General features: G+C 36.1%; 18 protein-coding genes. 4 read left to right on the top strand and 14 right to left on the bottom strand.

The window, feature by feature from the left end; all coding sequences use genetic code 11:
• Window positions 1–16 precede the first annotated feature (16 nt).
• Window positions 17–670: a metal-dependent transcriptional regulator gene (locus ACM55H_RS01830; protein ID WP_416834883.1), complete on the bottom strand. Its 654-nt coding sequence runs from the start codon at window positions 668–670 to the stop codon at window positions 17–19.
• Window positions 671–759: 89 nt separating this feature from the next.
• Complete coding sequence (locus ACM55H_RS01825) at window positions 760–2,631, bottom strand: Nramp family divalent metal transporter (protein ID WP_416834882.1); 1,872 nt, start codon at window positions 2,629–2,631, stop codon at window positions 760–762.
• Between the two features lie 106 nt (window positions 2,632–2,737).
• Between ACM55H_RS01825 and ACM55H_RS01820 the strand changes: the two genes are divergently transcribed.
• The 4 genes from ACM55H_RS01820 to ACM55H_RS01805 all read left to right on the top strand — a co-directional run bounded on the left by ACM55H_RS01820 (window position 2,738) and on the right by ACM55H_RS01805 (window position 7,174).
• Window positions 2,738–4,999 carry a TonB-dependent receptor gene (locus tag ACM55H_RS01820; RefSeq protein ID WP_416835091.1) on the top strand — a complete coding sequence of 754 codons (2,262 nt, stop codon included), beginning with the start codon at window positions 2,738–2,740 and terminating at the stop codon, window positions 4,997–4,999.
• The gene (locus ACM55H_RS01815; RefSeq protein ID WP_416834881.1) at window positions 5,000–5,467 is read left to right on the top strand and encodes a thioredoxin family protein; all 468 of its coding nucleotides are present in this window, start codon (window positions 5,000–5,002) and stop codon (window positions 5,465–5,467) included.
• A gap of 35 nt (window positions 5,468–5,502) precedes the next feature.
• Window positions 5,503–6,654 carry a lycopene cyclase family protein gene (locus ACM55H_RS01810; protein ID WP_416834880.1) on the top strand — a complete coding sequence of 384 codons (1,152 nt, stop codon included), beginning with the start codon at window positions 5,503–5,505 and terminating at the stop codon, window positions 6,652–6,654.
• A 109-nt stretch (window positions 6,655–6,763) separates the two neighbouring features.
• Window positions 6,764–7,174 carry a BrxA/BrxB family bacilliredoxin gene (locus ACM55H_RS01805; RefSeq protein WP_416834879.1) on the top strand — a complete coding sequence of 137 codons (411 nt, stop codon included), beginning with the start codon at window positions 6,764–6,766 and terminating at the stop codon, window positions 7,172–7,174.
• Between the two features lie 82 nt (window positions 7,175–7,256).
• Here ACM55H_RS01805 and ACM55H_RS01800 read toward each other — a convergent pair whose 3' ends face one another.
• The 12 genes from ACM55H_RS01800 to ACM55H_RS01745 all read right to left on the bottom strand — a co-directional run bounded on the left by ACM55H_RS01800 (window position 7,257) and on the right by ACM55H_RS01745 (window position 23,648).
• Window positions 7,257–9,797, bottom strand: coding sequence for a PAS domain-containing protein (locus ACM55H_RS01800; protein ID WP_416834878.1), 2,541 nt, complete (start codon window positions 9,795–9,797; stop codon window positions 7,257–7,259).
• Between the two features lie 403 nt (window positions 9,798–10,200).
• Entirely contained in the window at window positions 10,201–12,246 is a 2,046-nt protein-coding gene (locus ACM55H_RS01795; protein WP_416834877.1) for a family 2A encapsulin nanocompartment cargo protein cysteine desulfurase, read from the bottom strand.
• Window positions 12,230–13,147 (bottom strand): family 2A encapsulin nanocompartment shell protein, encoded by a 918-nt coding sequence (locus ACM55H_RS01790; RefSeq protein WP_416834876.1) that lies wholly within the window; start codon window positions 13,145–13,147, stop codon window positions 12,230–12,232. The genes ACM55H_RS01795 and ACM55H_RS01790 overlap by 17 nt, the downstream gene beginning before the upstream one ends.
• Before the next feature lie 129 nt (window positions 13,148–13,276).
• Complete coding sequence (gene cysK, locus ACM55H_RS01785; protein WP_416834875.1) at window positions 13,277–14,197, bottom strand: cysteine synthase A; 921 nt, start codon at window positions 14,195–14,197, stop codon at window positions 13,277–13,279.
• Between the two features lie 11 nt (window positions 14,198–14,208).
• Window positions 14,209–15,033, bottom strand: a complete 825-nt coding sequence (gene epsC / locus ACM55H_RS01780; RefSeq protein WP_416834874.1) for a serine O-acetyltransferase EpsC — start codon at window positions 15,031–15,033, stop codon at window positions 14,209–14,211.
• Between the two features lie 11 nt (window positions 15,034–15,044).
• On the bottom strand, window positions 15,045–16,694 hold the full coding sequence (locus ACM55H_RS01775; protein WP_416834873.1) for an arylsulfatase: 1,650 nt from the start codon (window positions 16,692–16,694) through the stop codon (window positions 15,045–15,047).
• A gap of 27 nt (window positions 16,695–16,721) precedes the next feature.
• Complete coding sequence (locus tag ACM55H_RS01770; protein WP_416834872.1) at window positions 16,722–17,342, bottom strand: formylglycine-generating enzyme family protein; 621 nt, start codon at window positions 17,340–17,342, stop codon at window positions 16,722–16,724.
• 104 nt (window positions 17,343–17,446) lie between these two features.
• Window positions 17,447–17,797, bottom strand: a complete 351-nt coding sequence (locus ACM55H_RS01765; RefSeq protein ID WP_416834871.1) for a formylglycine-generating enzyme family protein — start codon at window positions 17,795–17,797, stop codon at window positions 17,447–17,449.
• Window positions 17,798–18,275: 478 nt separating this feature from the next.
• Window positions 18,276–18,998, bottom strand: coding sequence for a thioredoxin domain-containing protein (locus ACM55H_RS01760; RefSeq protein ID WP_416834870.1), 723 nt, complete (start codon window positions 18,996–18,998; stop codon window positions 18,276–18,278).
• Window positions 18,979–20,034: a sterol desaturase family protein gene (locus ACM55H_RS01755; RefSeq protein WP_416834869.1), complete on the bottom strand. Its 1,056-nt coding sequence runs from the start codon at window positions 20,032–20,034 to the stop codon at window positions 18,979–18,981. The genes ACM55H_RS01760 and ACM55H_RS01755 overlap by 20 nt, the downstream gene beginning before the upstream one ends.
• Before the next feature lie 187 nt (window positions 20,035–20,221).
• The gene (locus ACM55H_RS01750) at window positions 20,222–22,147 is read right to left on the bottom strand and encodes an arylsulfatase (protein ID WP_416834868.1); all 1,926 of its coding nucleotides are present in this window, start codon (window positions 22,145–22,147) and stop codon (window positions 20,222–20,224) included.
• Window positions 22,148–22,175: 28 nt separating this feature from the next.
• A complete protein-coding gene (locus ACM55H_RS01745; protein WP_416834867.1) occupies window positions 22,176–23,648 on the bottom strand; it encodes a RagB/SusD family nutrient uptake outer membrane protein in 1,473 nt (490 codons plus the stop codon).
• Window positions 23,649–23,791 lie beyond the last annotated feature (143 nt).

The following is a 23,791-nucleotide window of genomic DNA, read 5'->3' as shown; positions in this document are numbered from 1 at the left end:
AATATAGTCCTTTTGGTTACGTAGTTTTTACAAAAAGATTTGTGGCGATTTTATTCGAAATGGTTAAATCCTTGTGATCCACTTTTATTTTTAGAGACAAATCAAAACTTTCCTTACTGATGATTTCAATTTTAGAACCCAATGCGATTCCTTGCTTGTCCAGATATTTAAGAAATTCAGATGATGTGTCTTTTACACCCACACATATTCCCGTTTGATTTTCATGCAACTCTGAAAGCAGTTGCTTTTCAATTTTAATCATGCGCCCGTTGGCATCCGGAATGGGGTCGCCATGCGGATCTTCGGTTGGGTTTCCTAGAAAATCATCGAGTTTGTTTATTAACTTTTCGGATTTTATATGTTCTAATTGCTCTGCAATATCATGAACCTCATCCCAGGAAAAGTCTAATTTATCCACTAAGAAAACTTCCCAAAGACGGTGTTTTCTCACAATCATTTTGGCTGTTATTTTTCCGTGTTCTGTTAAAGAAACGCCTTGGTATTTCTTATAATGGACCAAATCCTTTTCGGCTAATTTCTTGAGCATATCTGTTACGGATGAAGCTTTAGTTTCCATCATTTCAGCAATGGCATTAGTACTTATTTCTGAATCGGAAAGAATCGTTAGATGGAATATGGTTTTGAGATAATTTTCTTCTGAAAAAGTCATTTGATTTGAGATTGAAGATTATTGATTAATGCTTCCAGATGCCTTAGCCCCGATAGCTCCTGATACTGAAACAAATTCAGCACAAGAATTTAATTTTTCACGACAAGTAATGGGATCGTTATTTTGTGTCGCAATTTGTCAACGGTAGTTCCAAAGATTAAATCTTTGAATCCAGTATGTCCGTGCGTTCCCATAACCAAGATATCAAAATTTCCTTCATTGATAATGGTAGGAATGACTTTATTTGGTTTTCCAAATCCCAATTGTATTTCAACTTTAAATCCTTTTTCTGATAGCATTTCTTTGTATTCGTTTAATAGTTTCTCGTCTATTAAAGTTTCATGATCATCAATATTTTCGCCATAAACAAGTGCTCCAACGGTTTCCACCACATGAATTAAAGTGTATTTCGCATCGATTCCACCCAATTGAAAAGCGTTATTCAATGCTACTTCATCAGCGCTTGAAAAATCTACCGAAACAGCAATATTCTTTTTGCTATAGATTGCGGTTTTAGAAAATTGCAATTTTAAATTGTGTGGCGAATGGTTTAGAATCCTAGTTTTTGGTTTGACAATAAATGGTTTGAATACAATATAAAGCAACAAAATCAAGAAACCAAATGCTAAAGGAACCACCGTAAACCATAATACAATTGGGTTATCAGAAGTTTCGAGCCACCCGTTTATTTCATCAAAAACCAATTTGGCATTCAGTGAAACGATAATAGTTGCAACAATCCAAGAAGCAATTTGGGTAACCTTACCAATGTGAAATCCTTTCATTTTTGATTTATCGCTTACAAAATGTATCAGCGGAATAATAGCAAAACCCAATTGCAAACTCAAAATTACCTGGCTTAAAATCAGTAATTTTCCTGTGACGCTTTCGCCAAAAATGGAAATTACAATTACGGCTGGAACAATGGCGATTAATCGGGTGATTATTCTTCGAACCCAAGGTTGGATTCGTAAATTCAGATAGCCTTCCATAATAATTTGTCCGGCTAATGTTCCGGTAACGGTAGAACTTTGTCCTGCCGCAATCAAAGCCACTGCGAATAATATTGGTGCCCATTTACTCCCTAAAAGTGGTGCTAAAAACCGGTGTGCATCTTGAATTTCGGCGACTTCAAACATGCCGTTTTTATAAAATGTGGCTGCAGCCAATATTAAAATAGCGGCATTTACAAAAAAGGCTAGATTTAATGCAATTGTGGAATCGATAAAATTGTATTTTAAAGCCTGCTTAATCCCGGCATTGCTTCTATCAAAATTTCTGGTTTGCACCAATGAGGAATGCAGGTACAAATTATGTGGCATAACCGTTGCCCCAATGATCCCGATAGCGATATAAAGCGCTGCTTCGTTAGGCATTGAAGGAATCAATCCATAAATAACTTTCCCCATTTCCGGCTGAGCAAAAATCATCTCAAAAATAAAGGATAGTCCAATAATAACAACCAACACAATAATGAAAGCTTCCATTTTCCGGATGCCTTTATTGATTAAAAACAGTAATAAAAAAGTATCTAAAACGGTTATTATCACCCCCTCAATAAGCGGAATATCAAACAATAAATTGATACCAATTGCCATTCCTAATACTTCGGCAAGATCACAGGCGGCAATAGCGATTTCGGCAAGAAAATAAAGGATATAATTGATAAACGGGGAATAGGTTTCCCGTGAGGCTTGCGCCAAATCGCGTTGGGTTACAATTCCCAACCGTGCGCTTAAACTTTGCAACAAAAGCGCCATCATATTACTCATTAATAAAACCCAAAGCAAGGCATAACCAAACTGGCTTCCGCCGGCAATATCAGTAGCCCAATTTCCTGGATCCATATAACCAACACTGATTAAATAGGCTGGTCCGAAAAAGGCTAATATTTTTCTGAAGACTGATTTTTTATTTTGAGTAGAAACCGATTGGTGTACTTCTTCTAAAGATTTTCCCATGGCTGATTTTAAATTATTGATACAAAAGTAATTAAAAAATTTGTTTTGCAAAATATAATTTTTAGCTTTGTCTAAATTTAATTTAAGCATTGTGAAAAAAATATTTATGTTATTTGTTTTTCTTATTGTGAACTTCAGTTATGCACAAGAAAAAACTTTTGTTTCAGGATTCGTTTCATCAGAAAAAAAAGCGATTCCTCATGCAACTATTGTTATAATGGGAACTAATTATAAAACTAAAACCGATAGCTTAGGTACCTATACATTCAAGAATATCCCAGAGGGGACTTATAAAATTCAAGTTATAGCCAACCGTTTTCAAACATCCAGAAAAAATATAACTGTCAAAAAAGACGGAAATACAATTGTGGATTTTGAACTCTCCAATACTGAAAATCAACTCAACGAAGTGGTGGTTTCAGGAACCTTAAAAGCGGTAAAAAGATTAGAAAGTGCCGTCCCTGTTGAAGTCTATTCCCCAATATTTTTCAAAAAAAATCCTACCGCAAGTATTTATGAAGCACTTCAAAACGTAAACGGAGTCCGACCGCAACTTAATTGTGGCGTTTGTAATACCGGTGACATTCACATTAACGGACTGGAAGGGCCTTATACTTTGGTTTTGATAGACGGGATGCCCATTGTAAGCAGTTTATCAACAGTATACGGATTATCAGGAATCCCAAATTCCTTGGTAGAAAGAATTGAAATTGTAAAAGGTCCTGCATCCTCATTGTATGGCAGCGAAGCAGTTGGGGGATTAATTAATATCATCACTAAAAACCCACTAAATGCACCATTATTCTCTGCGGATGTTTTTAGCACTTCTTGGTTGGAAACCAATGTCGACTTAGGGGTAAAACTGAATGTTGGTAAGAAAGCAACAGCATTATTAGGTCTAAATTATTTCAATTACAACAATAGAATTGACAACGATAATGATGGATTTACCGATGTTTCGCTCTCAGACCGAATTTCACTTTTTCAAAAATGGACTTTTGACAGAAAAGAAAATCGATTATTCACTATTGCAGCACGTGCTGTCTATGAAGATCGTTTTGGCGGAGATATGCGCTGGGAGAAAAAAAACCGTGGAGGAGATGAAATTTACGGCGAAAGCATCTACACAAAACGAGCGGAACTTATAGGAAGTTATCAATTGCCATTTCAAGAGAAATTGATGCTTTCATTCTCTGGAAACGTGCACTATCAAGACAGTCGTTATGGCATAACAAAATATATTGCCAACCAAAAAATTGGTTTCATGCAATTAACCTGGGATAAGAAACTAGGAAAAAATGACCTGCTCACAGGAATAGCAGCCCGTTACAATTATTATGACGACAATACTCCTGCGACGGCTGCTCATGGAAATAACAATCCGGAAAAAACTTGGCTACCCGGAATTTTTGTTCAAAACGAAATCACGTTCACTGAAAAACACAAACTATTATTGGGAATGCGTTATGATTATAACTCATTTCATGGAAGCATTTTGACCCCACGATTAGCCTATAAATGGAAATTGAACGACAATAATATTCTTCGTTTGAATGCTGGAACGGGTTTTAGAGTTGTGAATTTATTTACCGAAGACCATGCTGCCTTAACAGGTGCCCGTGAAGTTATAGTGGCCCATAACTTGAAACCGGAACAATCCGTAAATGCAAATTTGAATTACATCAAAAAAATAAATTTCGGCAATGGAACATTTATAGGAATTGAAACGGCCCTTTTCCACACCCGATTCAGCAATAAAATTGTTTCCGATTATAAGACTGACCCCAATAAAATAATTTATGACAACATCAACGGTTACGCCATAAGTCAAGGAATTAGCACCAATATAGACGTCAATTTTCCTAACGGATTAAAGATTATTACAGGCGCTTCCTTTCTTGATAATAAAAATGTTGAAAACGGAGTAAAAGAAACTCCCTTTTTAACTGAAAAATTTACTGCGACATGGAGCGTATCGTATAAGATAAAAACTATCGATTTGAATATTGACTATACCGGAAATGTATACGGACCAATGAAATTGCCATTATTAAGTACTTTAGATCCTCGAAGCCCAAATTCGCCATGGTATAGTTTACAAAACATTCAATTTACCTATTCTGGTTGGAAAAATTTCGAGTTCTATGCCGGAATTAAAAACATATTGAATTTTCTGCCAAAACAGAATAATCCATTTTTAATTTCCAGAACAAATGATCCTTTTGACAAGAATGTACAATACGACTCTAACGGGCAAGTGCTGGCTACATCCCAAAATCCTTACGGTTTGACATTTGACACTACTTATGTTTATGGTCCTAACCAAGGTATTCGTAGCTTTTTTGGACTGCGCTATAATTTAAAATAAATGAGAAAAAAACTTCTTTTACTGTTGCTTTTATTTTCGGTGATTCCATCTGGTTTTGCACAGCTAAACGTGGTCTCTTTTGAACAAATAGATAGTCTGCAAAATATTGAAAAAAGGAAAGTTGTCGTTTTTATTCATACGGATTGGTGCCAATTCTGTCATGCGATGAAAAACACAACTTTCAAAAACGAAAGCATCATAAAGGAACTAAACAATACTTTTTATTTTATTGATTTTAATGCTGAAGAAAAACGGACAATTATTTTTAACAACGCTTCTTTTAAGTTTAAATCTACGGGAAATACTTCTGGAATTCATGAACTCGCCATGCAACTGGGAACCATTAACAAACAGCTGAATTATCCCGCTATATGTGTTTTAAACAGTAAAAACGAAATCATTTTTCAAGACAACAACTACATAAAACCAAAAGAGTTTCAACTCATTTTAGAGAAACTAAAAGAATAAAATGTCTATTTTTGGTGTAATTGTCAAATTTTCCAATGAAACACTTCGATTACATCTTTACCGGAACTGGCTTATCAGCTTTGATGACCGTTTATAAAATGGTGCTTTCGGGAAAATTCAAAGACAAAAGTATTTTGCTTATTGATGAAAATACTAAAAAAGCGAACGACAGAACTTGGTGTTTTTGGGAGAAAAACGATACTCTCTGGGAAGATTCAATTTCAAAGCAATGGAATTCGGCTTTGTTTGCCAATGAAGACTTTCGTCGGGATTTAGATTTAAAACCGTATCAATACAACATGGTACGCGGCTTGGACTTTTACAACCAAGTGTTTGATTTGATTTCGAAACAAGAAAACATCACTTTTGTCAATCAAAAAGTAATCGAAATTGAAGAATCCGAAAATATAATTCTGATACAAACTGATGCTGAAAGTTTCTCCTGCTCCAAACTATTCAATAGCATTTACAACAAACAAAAAGTAGAAAATCAAACTAAATATCCTGTTTTACAGCAGCATTTTATTGGTTGGTTTATAAAAAGTGAACAGCCAGTTTTTAATCCTGACCAGGCCACATTCATGGATTTTTCGTTAGAACAAAGGGGAAATACGCGCTTTATGTATGTGTTGCCAACTTCCAGAACCGAAGCTTTACTGGAATATACTTTATTTTCTCACAATCATCTTGAAAAAGCGGAGTATGAAACTGAAATCAAAAAATACATTCAAAATCTGGGCATTACTGATTACGAAATCATAGAAAAAGAACAAGGAAGTATTCCTATGACCTGTTATCCTTTTTGGAAATTGAACACCAAAAATGTCATTAACATTGGTACTTCCGGAGGTTGGACAAAAGCCAGCACAGGATATACTTTTAAAAATTCTGATAAAAAATCCACTGAATTGGTTTCGTTTCTTCAAACGCAAACTGATTTCACCAAGTTCCATAAAAAGAGCAAATTCTGGTTTTATGATTTGTTGCTTTTGGATATTTTAGATCGAAAAAATGAATTGGGAAGCACTATTTTTTCGTCCATGTTCAAAAAAGGAAATCCTACGTTGATTTTTAAATTTCTGGACGAAGAAACTTCTTTTCAAGAAGATATTCAGGTGATATTAAAATGTCCTAAAATGCTATTTATTAAAGCACTATTTCATGTTATTTTCAAAACAATGAAATAACAATCAAACTATAACAAAACTTTATAGCACAAATAAACGTGTTGGTTCTAAACTTTGTAACTTTGCATCATTAAACAAAGAAAACTTTAAACTTTTTAAAATAAAAAATATGTATCCAGAAGAAATGGTAAAACCAATGCAAGCTGAATTAACAGCTGCAGGTTTTCAAGATTTACATAGTGCTGAAGCAGTTGAAAACGCAATGAAATTAGAAGGGACAACGCTTGTGATTGTAAATTCAGTTTGTGGTTGTGCTGCAAGAAACGCACGCCCAGGAGCAAAAATGAGCTTAGATGGGGCAAAAAAACCAGATCATTTAATTACCGTTTTTGCAGGTGTTGACAAAGATGCAGTTGATGCTGCCAGACAACATATGTTCCCTTTTCCTCCGTCATCGCCAAGTATGGCTTTATTCAAAAACGGAGAATTAGTTCACATGCTAGAGCGTCATCACATTGAAGGTCGCCCAGCAGAATTAATTGCTGAGAACCTAAAAGATGCTTTCAACGAGTATTGTTAATTCAATAAAAAAAGAAATAAAAAACCACGATTCGCTTTCGCTGAATCGTGGTTTTTTTATAACTATTTCTCAAAAGAAAACATTAAGTAACAGTGTCTCCCCCTTTTCTAAAGCCTATTAATTTTCGGTATTTTAATTCCGTTTCTTTCAATTCCTCTTCCATTTGTTTGTATTTACTGATGTCTTTTATGGTTACAACGGCAGCAACCACGTTATTATCCTGATCCACTAATGGCCTGCCGCTAATAAGAACCCTTCTTTTTTGTTGCGCAACGGGGTTCCAAAGAACTACTTCAACATCATTTGTTTCTTCTCCATCCAATGCCCGTTCCATGGGTAATTTTTGGGAAGGAAAAACCGTTTTTTCATCAGGAAAATACAACTCAAAATGATCGGTTAAATTAGACGATATTTTATCATCCTCTTCAATTCCAAAAATTTCATTGGCCATATAATTAGCCATTACTACTTTCCTGTCTGCATTAGCAACAATAACACCCTCACTGATATTCTCTAAAATCAATCGCAACTTTTCTTCATTCTCATACAATTCATCAACGGCTTTTTTACTTTCAGTAATATCTCTTACAAAACCAACAAAAAGATATTTTTCACCCAGTTTGATTGGTGAAACACTAATAGACACAGGGAATTCAGTTCCTGCTTTATTGACCGCTTCTATCTCGTATGTTTTATTTATGATAGCTCCTTCTCCAGTAGTTAAAAAATGCTCCATCCCTTTTTTATGGGATTCTCGATGTTGGGTTGGAATAATGAATTCATACAAAGGTTTTCCAATAATTTCGGATGTTTTCCATCCAAAAACAGATTCCGCCTTTGGATTCCATCTTAAAACATTGCTTCCGCTATCAATTACGACAACCGGATCAGGAGCGCCGTCAAAAATGCTTTGTATTTGTTGTTCGTCATCTTTTAATTTCTGTGTATAATTATTTAGCTTTTCTTCATCAATCTTTTTTTGGCTGATGTCACGTAAAACGGCATATATCATTCCAGCTTTAACATCCGTTGCTATCACTGATTCAGTCCATTTATAGGAACCGTCTTTGCACAATAAAGGAAATATAACATCTGCCTCTACCGGCTCTCCTTTTAAACGCTTTTCCCTTCTTTCACTGACAATTTTTACATAATCTGGATGCAGTAGATCTAAAAGTGATATTTTCTCTAAGTCGTTTTGATTATACCCCAAAATTTTAGTGAAAGAAGGATTAATTTTTATGATTTTATTTCCTTTTTCAACAAAAAAAGCATCAAATGACATCTCAAAAAAACTGTTAACTATTTTTAAGGATTGTTCATCTTTAACTTTGTCAGTAATATCACGTGCAACAGAATAAACTATACCTTGCTGTATATCAATAGTGCTATGCCAGTCCAGCCATTTGTAGGTTCCGTCTTTACAACGAACACGATATTCAAAATTTACAATTTCATCCCCTTTTAGAAGCTTAGCCAATACTTCATCGGCTATCTTTTTGTCCTCAGGATATGTTAATTCCGTAAATTTTATGGTATTCATATCTTCTTGAGTGTAACCCAATGTTTTGGTAAACGCTGGATTTATTTTTATAAAATGCTCTCCTTTTGAGACGACAAGCAAGTTATTAGACATATTGAAAAATTTATCGGCAACGACCAAAGAGTCTTCAATTTCTTTTTTAGCGGTAATATCGCTTGCAATTGCATACAACAATCCGGTTGAGGGGTCTGGATAGGTTGACCAAGAAAGCCATTTTATTGACCCGTCTTTACAGATATATCTATTTTCGAAATTTATTGTTGAGACACCGGACTGAAGTTTAGCAACTTCTTTTTTTGTAACGTCAATATCATCAGGGACAGTAAATTCCAGAAATGGTTTACTCAATAACTCTTCCTCTGAATACCCTAAAATTTTACTGGTAGCTGGATTAACCTTTATAAATTTATCCTTTGAGGCTATAACCATAATATCTAATGACATGTTAAAGAATTTATCAGCTGCTTTAAATGAGTCTTCTAATTTCTTTCTTTCTGAGATATCTGTCGAAATTCCACCAATAGCATAAATCCTTCCTATTGAATCATACAAAGGAAATTTTACTGCGATATAAGTATGAGGACCGTCCGATTGTTGGATAGTTTCTTCTGTTTTTAGTTCTCTTAATGCTTTTGCCACTTCAAGATCAGAATTTCGATAAACATCAGCGACTTCTTTTGGTAAAAAATCATGGTCTGTTTTCCCTATTATTTCTTCATTCGGGATTTGAAATAAAGATCCAAATTGTTTATTAACCAATAAATATTCTCCATTTATTTTTTTAATAAAGATAGGATTCGAAGTGTTATCAATGATAGATTGAAGCAGTTGTTTGTTTTCTAATAGTAAGTTCTGGGAAATGTTTTTAGCACGTAATTGCGCCTTAATTATAAAATAGACGATGGTCAGTAAAACAATGGAAAGAACAAATAAGGAAAGTTCTATCCAATTTAACACAGAATCATTTGTTTGATCTCTTTGCTTGTCAAGCCGAGAAATAAAAACCCATCCTGAAGCAATGACAACTAGTAAATTGACAATAAACCCCAGCAATATTTTTTTTTCAAAGGAAATTTTCATGGTGAAAATGGCGTTAAATTTAACATTTATTAACGGCAACAAACCGAATAATCATCTACATATATACATGAAAGTTAGTGAATTATATTCAATTAGCAAAAACGATTTTTACACATATACTATGAACAACCCACTACACAGAAAAAGAAACATTTGTATCCAAAACCAAACAAATATACCAAGGTGTTATAACAATCTTTAGGATAAAAAAAAGAGAAGCTACTCTAAAGTAACTTCTCTTTGATATTTTGAAACAAATTATTTTTTACTTGTCGCACAAGGAATTAAATCATCCCCAGGCCTAATTTACTAAACTCTACAACTCCTATTTTCTCTGCCCAAACTAATGGACAGGTTTAATACATTTTTGTAATAAAGAGTCAACCTCTTTAGGGAGTACTATTTATTTTTTTCCAGATTTTAATTTCCAAAGGGTTTCTATAAAAACATCCACATCCTGAGTGGTGTTGTAAAAGGCCAAAGAAGGCCTCACAGAGGTTTCTACTCCCATTCTTCTCAAAATAGGCTGAGCACAATGATGACCAGTTCTCACGGCAACACCTTCTTTATTCAATACCTGTCCTACTTCATCATTGGTAAAACCTTGCAAGTTAAAAGAAAGTACACTCGCTTTATGGGCAGCAGTTCCTATTAATCGAACACCCGGAATTTGTTTCAGCAAATTGGTCGCATATTCCAATAAATAATGCTCATATTGCCCAATCACTTCTATTCCGATTTTCGAAACATAATCAATCGCTGCACCTAGACCAATGGCATCGGCAATATTTCCTGTTCCTGCTTCAAAACGATTCGGTGCTTTGTGGTATTTAATCTCCTCAAAAGTCACATCCTGAATCATATTTCCACCAGATTGATATGGCTGGGTTTCGTTTAGTAAATCTTCTTTACCATACAAAGCGCCAATTCCCGTTGGTCCAAATAACTTATGACCAGAAAAAACCAACCAATCGGCATTCAGATACTGAACATCCACTTTCATATGCGAAACTGATTGCGCTCCATCCAAAAGCACTTTAGCACCAACAGCATGAGCCATTTCTACCATTTGCTTGGCTGGAGTTACTGTTCCTAACGCATTGGAAACTTGTGTAAAAGCAACCAATTTCGTTTTAGAATTCAGCAATTTTGCATATTCGTCCAACAAAATTTGTCCATTGTCATCCACAGGGATCACTCTCAACTTCAAGCCTTTTTTATCGGCTAGACGTTTCCAAGGCACAATATTAGCATGATGTTCCAAATTACTTACTACAATCTCATCGCCGGCAACCAAATTCTGATCGCCCCAGCTTTGAGCCACTAAATTGATTCCTTCCGTTGCTCCACGAACAAAAACAATTTCGTTTACGGATTTTGCATTCAGGAATACTTTCACTTTTTCACGGGCGGCTTCATACGCATCAGAAGCTCTCGCTGCCAATTCGTGTGCGGCACGGTGAATGTTTGAATTTTCGTGTTCGTAAAAATAACTCACACGGTCAATTACTGATTGTGGCTTTTGGGTTGTCGCTGCATTGTCAAACCAGATTAAAGGTTTTCCATTTACCGTTTCTTTCAAAATTGGAAAATCCTTCTTGATAATGTGTGGATTGAAATTTGTTCCGCCAAAACCTTCAAATTCGTTGTGACTTACAGGCGAAACATCTGCTTTTTTGGAATCAAAACCAAAAGGATTTTCATTCAAAAAATAATAAGATGCCGGAGTGTCAATAATTCCAGGAGTGTTTACCAAAGATGGAATTCCAAAACTAGAATTAAGCGCTGCTAAAGCCGTTTTCAATTCGGATTCAAAAGAAGAATGTTCTAATTCAAATGGCAAATAATTGGGATTCAAATTCGAAGACGAATTACCACCACTATTTTTCAGATTGGGATCATTGAAACCCGTTTGCGGATTATCTGCATTGATATTATTGCCATTATTCACAGCGTAGGGATCAGCTCCACTTCCTGAAACAGGAGCAAATGTAAATCCTTCTTTTATATCCAGATTCAAATCACCTAATTGTGAAATATTTTCGATATTGGAATCAGAAAAAGCATTGGAATAGCCTCCAAAACCGGGTGTCTTTCCATACTGCACCACCGAAGGCGATCCTCCAAAACCACCAAACGAAGGCGGTGTTTGTACTGACCCTATCGGACTGGCTGAAACAGCCGGAGTTGCCAATGATGCAAAACCAGATTGTCCCAACACCGTATCGTGATTGCTAACTGGAAATGCCGCTTCGACTCCACCTAAATTACCAGCAGCAAGCAGCGTTTCGGCAATTTTGGTAGCCCGAGGATGTTCACTGGCATTAGGACTCAACGAAATTTCTTTTGGAAATTCGTTGGGCAAAGCACTGAACAACTCATTGGCTAACTTTTCCAAGTCATCAATATTAGGTAATCCCGTACCCGTTGTATTAATATTTGTACTCATGATACTTACCTATTTCTACATCTTCCAATACGGCAATGGCATCATCCACAGTAACTGCCAATGAGCAATACAAGGATACTAAATAAGAGGCAATGGCTTTTTCATTAATCCCCATAAAACGTACAGATAATCCCGGAGATTGTTCTCCTTGTAATCCCGGTTGGATAAGACCTATTACACCTTGACGGCTTTCCCCTGTACGCAATAAAATGATTTTAGACTTACCATCTTTAATTGGTAATTTATCAGAAGGAATAAGTGGAATTCCTCTCCAAGTCAAAAATTGAGATCCAAACAAAGAAGTGGTTGGAGGTGGTACCCCACGACGGGTACACTCACGACCAAATGCTGCAATTGCTAATGGGTGCAACAGGAAAAAACCAGGTTCTTTCCAAACTTTGGTCAACAATTCATCTAAATCGTCTGGAGTTGGAGCTCCTGTTCTTGTTTTAATAACCTGAGAAGGTGCAACACTATTCAACAAACCGTATTCTTTGTTGTTGATTAATTCGCTTTCCTGACGTTCTTTAATGGTTTCGATTGCCAAACGCAATTGTTCCGAAATTTGGTTGTATGGTTTGCTATATAAATCCGAAACACGAGTGTGTACGTCAACTATAGTCTGAACTGCTGCCAAATTGTATTCTCTTGGATTATCGATATAATCCACAAAGGTATTAGGCAACGTTCTCTCATCTCTAGCTGAACAATCTACCTCAATATGATTCGCATCTTTTACTTTATTCAAACGATACACCCCTGATTCAACCGGAACCCAATGCAAAAGATGCGTAAGCCATCTTGGAGAAGTTGCCATTGTAGGCACCGAACGTGTTGCGATTGCTAATTGTCTTGCTGCTACGTCTCCTAACGCAGTCTGTTGTTTTTTTACTTCTGCCATTTTCTTAGTTTTAGATTATTTAATAATGTATTCGTAAAATTCTGTTGCGTAGTACTCTTCTGCTAATTTAATGTTTTACGATTAATTATCTGCATACGACTACTTGTTATTTTTGTTAAATCCTTCAGGCTACAAAACGGAATCAAACAACTCATCTACAGATAAGTATCGTTCTCCGGTATCGTAATTAAACGTTAGAATTACTGCTTTTTCAGGTATCTCCTCAAGCTTTTTAGAAACTCCCGCCAAAGCTGCTCCTGTAGAAATACCAGAAAAAATTCCTTCTGTTTTGGTTAATTTTTTTGAAAATTCAAAAGCATCTCCTTTTTCAACGGTAATAATTTCATCTACATATTCCCTCTTAAAAACGTCTGGAACAAATCCGGCACCAATGCCCTGAATGGGATGCGGTGCGGCTAATCCACCACTCAAAACAGGCGATAAGGCTGGCTCTACAGCAAACGTTTTTAACTTGGGAAAATGTTGTTTTAAAATCTTGGAAACTCCTGTAATATGTCCGCCGGTTCCCACTCCTGTAATTAAATAATCAATTCCATCGGGAAAATCTTTTAGAATTTCCTGAGCTGTTGTTCTTTCATGAACTTCCACATTAGCTGGATTATTGAATTGTAAAGGCAAAAATGAATTGGGAGTCGAAGCGGCTAATTCGTGTGCTTTTTCTACCGCACCTGCAGTTCCTTTTTCTCTTGGTGTCAAAACAAATTCAGCACCATAAGCATTCATGATTTTTCTTCTTTCGATACTCATCGATTCTGGCATTACCAAAATCACTTTGTATCCTTTGACCGCTGCTACTAATGCCAAACCAATTCCTGTGTTTCCAGAAGTGGGTTCTATAATTATTGAATCTGGGTTCAAAAGCCCTTTTTTCTCGGCATCTTCAATCATCGCCAAAGCAATTCTATCTTTGATGCTGGAACCTGGATTTGATTTTTCTAATTTAATCCAAACCTGATGCGTTGGAAAAAGTTTGTTCAATTTTACGTGGGGTGTATTCCCTATTGTCTCTAAAATACTTTGATATTTCATGGTTATATGTTTTAAATAGAATAAAAAATGGGTTCCGGAAAAGGATTATTGTCCTTAACCCTAATTTCGTTTTTATGATACACCACTGAATTGGATGGAATGGTATACGTCAGCCAAACATTTCCGCCAATAATGGAATCCCTTCCTACTGTAGTTTGTCCGCCAAGAATGGTACTATTGGCATAAATAATTACGTTGTCTTCAATCGTTGGATGTCTTTTAATAGAGGCTTCTCCTTTTTTTACGCTCAAAGCACCAAGCGTAACTCCTTGGTATATCTGAACATTGTTCCCGATGATTACGGTTTCTCCAATCACAATTCCCGTTCCATGATCAATGGCAAATTCATCGCCTATTTGCGCTCCGGGATGGATTTCTATACTGGTTTTACTATGTGCATATTCCGAAATGGTTCGAGCCAGTAATTTCAAATCCTGTTTCCAAATCTGATGTGAAAAACGATAAATGGCTATAGCAAAAAATCCGGGATAAGTATACAAAACCTCTTCTAATGATTTTGCAGCCGGGTCTTTGGCAAAAATAGTTTTGGCATCACTTAATGCTTTTTTATGTAAATTGGGCAATGCCTTAAAAAACGTTTTGGTTTGCTGCTGGCTTTTCTCATTTTTAGGTTCAAAATCCAAAACCAGTTCGTTGAATTGTATTTCTAATTCCGCGAATTTGTCTTCGATGATAGTCACATTTCCAAAAGATTTTGACGTATTCGAAAACAAAACCGAAAACAACTCATCTATAAATTGATGGATTAATTTCTTTTTAGGCAGAATCAAGAAGTCTTGATGCTGTTGCGTTATTTCCTGATAAAAAGATTTCATAATCAATTATTTTAATTTCTGCTTACGGCTCCAGGAATCGTTTCATTCCCTGGGCTAATTTTGCTAAACTCAACAACTCCTGTTTTTGATGCCCATTCGTTGTAGGAAGCTGAAAGCTTATTCACGATGGCCAGATTACTATCGGCTACATCTTGGGTTTCACCTCTATCCTTTTCCAAATCGTACAATTCCCATTTGTATTTTGGATAAGTAGAAACCAACTTCCATTTTCCATCTCTCACGGCTCTATTGCCCGCTCTTTCCCAAAACAAAGGTTCCCCTCTATTCACTTCAGAATCTCCGTTGAACAATACAGGTAAAAGACTTTTTCCCGCCAGTGGATTTATTTTTACTCCATTGTATTCTTTTGGGTATTCAATGCCTGCTAACTCATAAAAGGTTGGTGCCAAATCAATAACATGTCCCGTTCCTTTATCAATTCTTCCTGCTTTAATTTTAGATGGAAACCAAGCTATGAAAGGAGAACTGAAACCGCCTTCGTGCATATCGTTTTTATATTGGCGAAAAGGGGTATTAGATAATGAAGCCCAATTTTGTTCCTGATAATCGAATGAACCTGAAGTTCCTACCGGTCCGTCATTTTTCACCAAACCTCTTTTGAGTGGGTTATAAGTGCTGAAACCACCTTGCGCTCCGTTATCAGAAATAAATAGGATGAACGTATTTTTATCTTTTTTCAAATCTTTCAATTTCTTCAAAACCTTGCCCACGTTTTGATCCATATTGTCCACCATAGCCGCATAAACTTCCATTTTAGCTTTCCAGAATTGCTTTTCGTCATAGGTTAATTTATCCCATTGCGGCACTTCTTCATCTCTTTTAGATATGGTTTGATTTGGCAAAATGATTCCGTTTTCCTTTAGTTTTTGGATTCTGTTTTCTCTCAACACATCCCAACCTTTATCAAATTTTCCTTTGTATTTGGCAATATCTTCAGGTTTGGCTTGCAATGGCCAATGTGGTGCTGTAAAAGCGAGATACAAAAAGAAAGGTTTGTCTTCTTTGTTTTGTTCACCCAAAAATTCAATCGCATTTTTTCCTATTTCATCTGTAAAATAATAGGAATCATCTTTTGGATTTTGCTTTTCATTATTTTTCAAAAGCGTTACTGGATATCCTTTTCCAAAAGGCAACGATTTAGTATCAAAATAATTCGATGCTCCTTTTAAGATTCCGTAAAATTTATCAAACCCTCTTTGATTTGGCCATTGAGCGGAATCTTCAGAACCTACGTGCCATTTTCCGGACATCAATGTGCTATAACCGCCACTTCTAAAAACTTCGCCCAAAGTCAACGACTCTTTATTCAAATAGCCTTGATAAGCTGGTAATCCTAAATTCACATCAAAATAACCCACTCCGGCTTTGTGTTGGTATTGTCCCGTTAACAAAGAAGCTCTGGTAGGTGCGCAAATTGAATTATTATAAAATTCTCGCAAAAGCAATCCTTCTTTGGCTAATTTATCAAGATTGGGCGTGCTGATTTCTGAACCGTAACTCCCTAAATCAGAATACCCCATATCATCCACCAAAATTAAAATGACATTTGGTTTTGAGCTTTGTGTTGTAGTTTTATTTTGAGCTTGCCCTAAAAAAGCTAGCGCTATTAGAAAGTATAACGTTATAACTGTTTTCTTCATTTTTTTTAATTTTTAAAATTATTTTAATTATTTATCCTTCACACATCTAAATCCCAAGTGATTGCAAGCACTTGTCGTTTCTCCTTTGCCACGACTTCCTGCTACATATCGAATGCAATATTGGTCGCTACACAAATAGGAACCACCTCTTTGAACGTGCTTTTCTACTCCGGGTTCTTCGGGATCATTACTTGTTGAAGGCCCTTTTGGATTATCATTAGCACTATTTTTATAATAATCGTCACGGTATAAATCGTTACACCATTCCCATACATTTCCTTCCAAATCATAAACCCCGAAAGGATTTTTAGGAAAAGACTTTACTGGAGCTGCAGCTGTAAAACCGTCTTCGGCTGTATTATTACTTGGGAAAGTTCCTTGAAAAATATTGGCTACCCATTTTCCATTGGGTTTAAGATCCGTTCCCCAATAATATTTAGTATGTGGTCTTCCTGCTCTTGCAGCAAACTCCCACTCCGCCTCTGTCGGTAATCGTTTTCCCGCCCATTCAGCATAAGCTTTAGCATCTAGATAACTAACTTGTACTACAGGATTATTTTCGAGTCCCACAATACTGCTTTCTGGCCCATTAGGATGTTGCCAATTGGCTCCCGGGACGTACTGCCACCATTGCTGTATATTATCCAAAGACACCTTTGTTGTTGGTGGTACAAATACTGCCGAACCCGGCACCAATTTATCAAGCGGTACACCCGGATAATCAGTTGGATTTAAAGGTCTTTCGGCAATAGTTACATAATTAGTGCCGCTACAAAAGCAGCAAATTGAGCATTTGTTACCTCGTGTTCATCAATCCAATAGCCTTTGACACTCACTTTATGAACGGGTTTTGCATCAGGATAGTCATTGGTTCCCATACTAAATTCCCCTCCCGGTATCCATACCATTCCATTGCTTGAAGTCGCCAAATTTTCTTTAGAATTGGCTCCAATAGATTGCAACAACAATGCTTTTTTAGAAGTATTTGCCTTGCACATCGCTTCGCAGCTAGCTGTAGTAACTGCAACAGCCTTAGTTTCTTGCCCAAAAGCAGTGTATAAACTCGATAAAATAATTACAACAATTAAACTATATTTTTTCATATTCGTACTATTCATTATCAGTTAACCCGAACGAATCAGGAACTTATTGTATTAAAATTTCAATGGATAAAAAGCAAAAGCATTAACAACAATACATCAGGCAAGGAATGCCAAATGCAAACAGACCTTGCATTTTTATAAAAGAGATATATTGGATAGTTTTCAATTTTTCTGTTTTAGAATATTTTAATTCTACTAATTCGATAGAACAAAGGTATGTTAAAAACACAAACTTCCAAATTTTGAATTATTTTTTTTGCCTTAAAATAAAACCTCAAAAACAAAATCTACATAAATACATAAAAAACAAGTATTTAAATAAAATTCATGTTTAAAAATCATACAGGGTTTAAAACAAAAAACAACACAGATTTAGCTGATTTCCACCAAATACGCTGTGAAAATTTGTTAAATCTGTGTTGAAAATGTTGGAATTCACCCTATGAATAAATTCTTTTGAAAGAATGAAATCAATATTTTAATGAGCTAAAGCCACATCAACCTCTTTTTTCAAATCGTTGGAGCCATCTTTTTTGAAAACAATTTTACCATTTTGATATAAAATTAAAGTTGGAAAAACCTTTACTGTTTTCAAATCGGCTATCACTTGTGGACTTTCTTCTAAATCAATTTCGATAATTTTTAAATTGGCTCCATATTCCGCTCTGATAGTTTCCAAAATAGGTTTTACTTTTTTGCAAGCTCCACAATATCTTGATCCAATATCAACCAAAACACTCTTGTTATTGGCAATGATTTTATTGAATTCTGCTAATGTCAATTTGCTTTTCAAATTCGTATAAAAAGACTTTCCTCCTCCTATCCAGGCAGCAATTCCACCTTCTAAATCATGCACTTCCGAGAACCCATTTTTTAATAATTCTTTGGCCAATAAATTACTTCTTCCTGCACCAATTGAATAGATAAATAGTGGTTTTGATTTATCCAATCGAGCTACATATTCGGTATAATTTTTCGTTTCCAAATTAAAATTGAGAGCACCATTGATATGGTTTAACTCAAACTCTTCCGGACCTCGTGCATCAATTATCTGTGGATTTTTTTGATCCTTAATTTTTGCAGAAAAGGAGTCTAATTGTAATGTAATTGTATTTTGATTTTGGGCAAAACCGACAATTGTAAAAAGCAAAATTATTGCTGTGATACTGTTTTTGAAACCTTTAGGATTGAACTGACTCATATACGTTTGAATTTGTTGGAACAGTCTGTTTTTGAGCAATTGGGAGCGCAATAACACCATCAGCTAAAGGGCTACCTTCTATTTTAGATTTGAATATTGGCCAAAGGAATTGTGCATACCACTCTTCACTTTTGTATGATTTCGTTCCGTAGGATTCTGGAAATTTACGCGTGATTAAACCCGTACCGAAAATCATATCCCATAGAAAAAACATATTCCCAAAATTGCCTTTAAAATGTCCTACACCATCACCACTGGTATCAGCATGATGTGCGTGATGCGTAGCCGGAGTAGAAATAAGACGTTCTAAAATCCAAGCAATTGGGTGCAATACTTTGTATTTGTAAAATGGTTTATCCCAAGCAATACTAGAATGCGCTCCTAATGTGATAAAACTTTTGACAACCAAAACAAATAAAGCGGGTATTCCTAAACCTAAATAAGTCAAGGTTGCTGTCAAATAAATTTGAGAAAAAAACACCGTGTATATAAAATTTTGTCTAGAAGCCATTGCCATTCCCATATATGGAGCTGAATGGTGGGTTCTATGAAAACGCCATAAAAATGGCACTTGATGGTGCAAACGATGGTACCAATATTGGGTTAAATCATCGGCTATTGCAATCAGGAAAAAACCTCCCCAAAACGGAACCCAAGAAAGGGTGTTCGCTAAATTTGGAATTATATACGGTAAAGCGGTTAAACTGAAAAATGCTGTTACAGGTGGTAAAAGCAATTTTGGTGCTAAAAAACAAACGATATCTATTTTACGTTCACGTCCTGTCCATTGATCATCATACAAACCTGCTGTAAATTCGACAATTCCCAAAACAATCGTAAATGCAATTAATCCCCAACTTCTTATGTTTGTAAAGACTGGTTGAAGAAATTCCAAATAGGATGGTAATGTAAGATGTGATTCTGCCACAATACCATTATTCAGTTTAAAATAGAGGTAAATTGCCAATACTGGCAAGCTGTAAATGAAAAGACTGATACCTAAGTCTCTTTTTAATTTTGTTTTATCTAATGCCATGATTTCTTATTTTAAAAAAGTTTTTATTAATGTTAAACCTCCAGCTAAAATCACTAGTGGTACTAAAAACACGATTATCCCAACGATAATTTTTTTTCCTATTATTTGAAAATCTATTAGTTTCATATTTATAATTTTTAAAAGAATCAGGCCTTTTATGTTTTAACAAAAGACCTGAATTCTTGGTTTATTTATTAACAGCTTCACCCGGTTTTGATGCTTGTTGAATCAAATCTTGAAGGTTTTTACCTTTATCTACTCCAGTGTTGTGTATTCTTCTAGCATACACATCTTGCCAATCAATTAACGGATACAGATTATTTTCTTTGGCTTGCTCATCGAACAATTTTTTAAGTTCTTCCAGTTTTTCAGGATACTTTTTAGCCAAGTTATTACGCTCGTTAAAATCTTCATTCAAGTTGTACAATTCCCAAACATCATTATCAAAACTACTTGCCGCTGGCACTTCTTTTTTAGCGATTGTCTTTTTCACGGCAAAAGAATCCGGAAGATGTGCCGCAGCTGCTTTCCAACCATCTTTGTAAATGGCTCTGTTTCCGAAAATATAATAGTATTGTACTTTGTGTAATGATTCCGCTTTAGCATCATTTAACGAAGCATATAAAGACGACCCTTGTATAATATCCTGCTTAATTTCTTTAATTTTTTCAGGTGCTTTAATCCCTGCAATTTCCAATGTATTAGGAAGAATATCCGTTACGTGGCTGTATTGGTTTCTGATTCCACCTTTTTCTTTAATTCCTTTTGGATAAAAAACAATCAAAGGATTGCGGGTTCCTCCTTCTGAATGTGCATCTTGTTTCCAGTTTTTGAAAGGGGCATTAGTAGCCTGTGCCCATCCCAATGGATAATTGGTATTCAAACCTTTTGCTGTACCAATTTCCCCGATTTTCTCTAAATTCGACTGAAGATTTTGCTCGTCAGATACACCTTTAGAAAAAAGATTTTGGCTGATTGTACCTACCTGACTTCCCTCTTTACTCGCACCATTATCACCAATGGCAACAAAAATCAAGGTGTTATCTAATTGATTACTCTCCTTCAAATAATTAACCACTCTTCCTATTTCGTGATCCGTATACGTAAGATATCCAGCATACACTTCCATGAATCGTGCATACACTTTCTTTTGATCGGGAGTTAATTTTTTCCATTCCGTGATAAGTGCATTGCGTTCTGGCAAAACTGCATTAGCAGGAATTACACCCAATTTCTTTTGGTTAGCCAATACTTTTTCGCGGTACACATCCCAACCTTCGTCAAATTTTCCTTTATAAGCATCACTCCAAGAAGCTTCAACTTGGTGTGGTGCATGAACAGCTCCTGGTGCATAGTATAAAAAGAATGGTTTTCCCGGTGCTGCTTTTTGTTGTTTTTGAATATAGCCAATCGCTTTATCGGTAATTTGATCGGTTAAATGTCGTCCGTCTGGTTTTACATGTGCCTGATCTTCTACTAAATCAGGGTTGTATTGATCGGTTTGAGAACCTAAGAAACCAAAGAAATGGTCAAATCCTTTCCCTGTTGGCCATCTGTCAAAAGGACCTGCATCAGTAGCATCTTCATCTGGCGTTACTCCATATTTACCCACTGCAAAAGTGTTGTATCCATTTTCTCTTAAAATCTCAGCAATCGTTCCTTTATCCGCTGGGATTTTTCCGTCCCAACCTGGGAAACCTGCCGATAATACCGTGTGTGAAAAACCGCTAACGTGAACTCTTCCTGAATTTCTACCAGTCAATAATGCTGCACGAGTTGGAGCACAAATAGCTGTAGTGTGAAAATTGGTATATCGCAATCCATTATTTGCCAAAGCCTCAAAAGTTGGCGTTTGGATTAACCCCCCAAAAGCACTGGAAGCACCGAATCCCACATCATCCAGCAAAATCCAAACTATGTTAGGAGCGCCTGCAGGAGCTTTTACCGGTTCCGGCCAATATTCTTTTGATTCAGCTAATGTTTTGCCAATAACGCCTTTGTAATTAGCATCTGTTTTGCTTTGTGCAAATCCGAATTGCGCAACAAGTAAAGCAGTAATCAAAAGCCCTTTTTGTGGGCTTTTGAATTTCGAATTAATTTTAAAATTTTTCATTGTTATATTTTTTTATTGTTTTAATAGACTAATAACCATCGTTTTGTGGCAACCCTACTGGATCAATATTTCGCTCACTTTGAGGAATTGGATACAAATTGTTTCGCTCTGAAACCGTGTTTTTTGCAGTTACTTTTTTCACTTCGGTAACCAAAGTTCCCCAACGAACCAAGTCATACCAACGTTGTCCTTCTTGGACGAATTCTTTTTTGCGTTCTTCGCGAATGGCTTCTCTTAGTTGAATGGTTGTAAGTCCAACTAAGTCCACTGTTACCTCTGGCGTGTTGATTGGCTTTGCAAAAGCTCTTCTTCTTACTTGGTTCACAAGTTCCAAAGCCTCCGCGGTTACTCCATCTCTCTCATTAATCGCTTCTGCCAAAGACAACAGAACATCAGCATAACGAATAATTGGAAAATTAATAGCCACATTACCTGGTGCTGCCAAATTCGTTACGTCTAGATATTTACTGAAAATCGGTTTCGGAAAAGTATAAAGCGTTCCAGTTGCAGGATTCAATAATTGTTTGGTATAACTCACGTCCCTTCTGGTGTCTCCTGCCGCATAGATGTTATAAAACAAGGCTACATCCGAAATAATATCTGCTGGTTCCGTGGCGGTAAATCCAGTAAAAGAAGTTGCTTGAAAAGTACTTCCGCTAGAACCATTTCCAGCTTGATTCGGCTCGAATTGAACTGAAAAAATATGTTCTTTTCCGTTCTTCTTCGTTTTATTGAACACATCAGCAAAATTTTCGAAAAGTGCATATCCGTAACCGCCATTAATAACTTCCTTCGCTTTTAAAATAGCGTTTGGCCAATCTTTTCTGGTCAAATATACTTTGGTCAAAATGGCTTTTGCAGCTCCCGAAGTAGCACGACCTACATTCGATCCCGTATAGGTTGAAGGAAGATTTTCGGCATCTTTTAAGTCCAAGATAATTTGGGCATAAACCTCCTCAACAGTCGCTCTTTTTGATTTTAGACTTTCCACATTAATGGAAGTTGGCTCGTGTAAAACGATTGGAACTCCACCCCAAAGGCGAACTGCTTGAAAGTACAACAACCCTCTGATGAATTTTGCTTCATTAATCAATCTGGTTTTGACAACATCAGTACCTTGCACATTAGGAATATTATCAATCGCCACATTGGCTCTGTTGATTCCGTTATAAATTTGGCGCCAAGCCAATTGAACACGATCCGAAGTGGCATCGTGAGTCAAACTGCTCAAAGCCCTAACTTGAGGATTCGTTGCAGAAACTCCAGCAGCTGCATAATCAGAAGCCATATCAGTCAGGAAATATAAATTTCTTCCAAATAGACTTTGTTCGCCTGGTTCGATATTCAATGAGGCATACACTGCAGTCACGCTGGCTGTGGCATCATCCTGAGTTTTAAAGAAATTTTCTTTGGTAATAAAAGAGGTAGGCGTTACCTCTAAATCCGTGCACGATACCAAAAGGCTGGCACTTAATAGGAATGTTATTATTGTCTTTTTCATTGTTATATTTTTTTTACTTAAAAGCCTTATTGCTTCTGTGAATAGAATTCTTGCTACTGCGTTTGTATTTAGAAATAACAACTATCGTCATCAATTACAAACAAAACATTCGCCACTGGTCTCCCCCTCCTTCGGAGGGGGCT

It is taken from the genome of Flavobacterium cryoconiti (assembly GCF_048158645.1).
Classification (GTDB): domain Bacteria; phylum Bacteroidota; class Bacteroidia; order Flavobacteriales; family Flavobacteriaceae; genus Flavobacterium; species Flavobacterium cryoconiti.
This window is presented reverse-complemented; position numbering and strand designations above follow the sequence as displayed.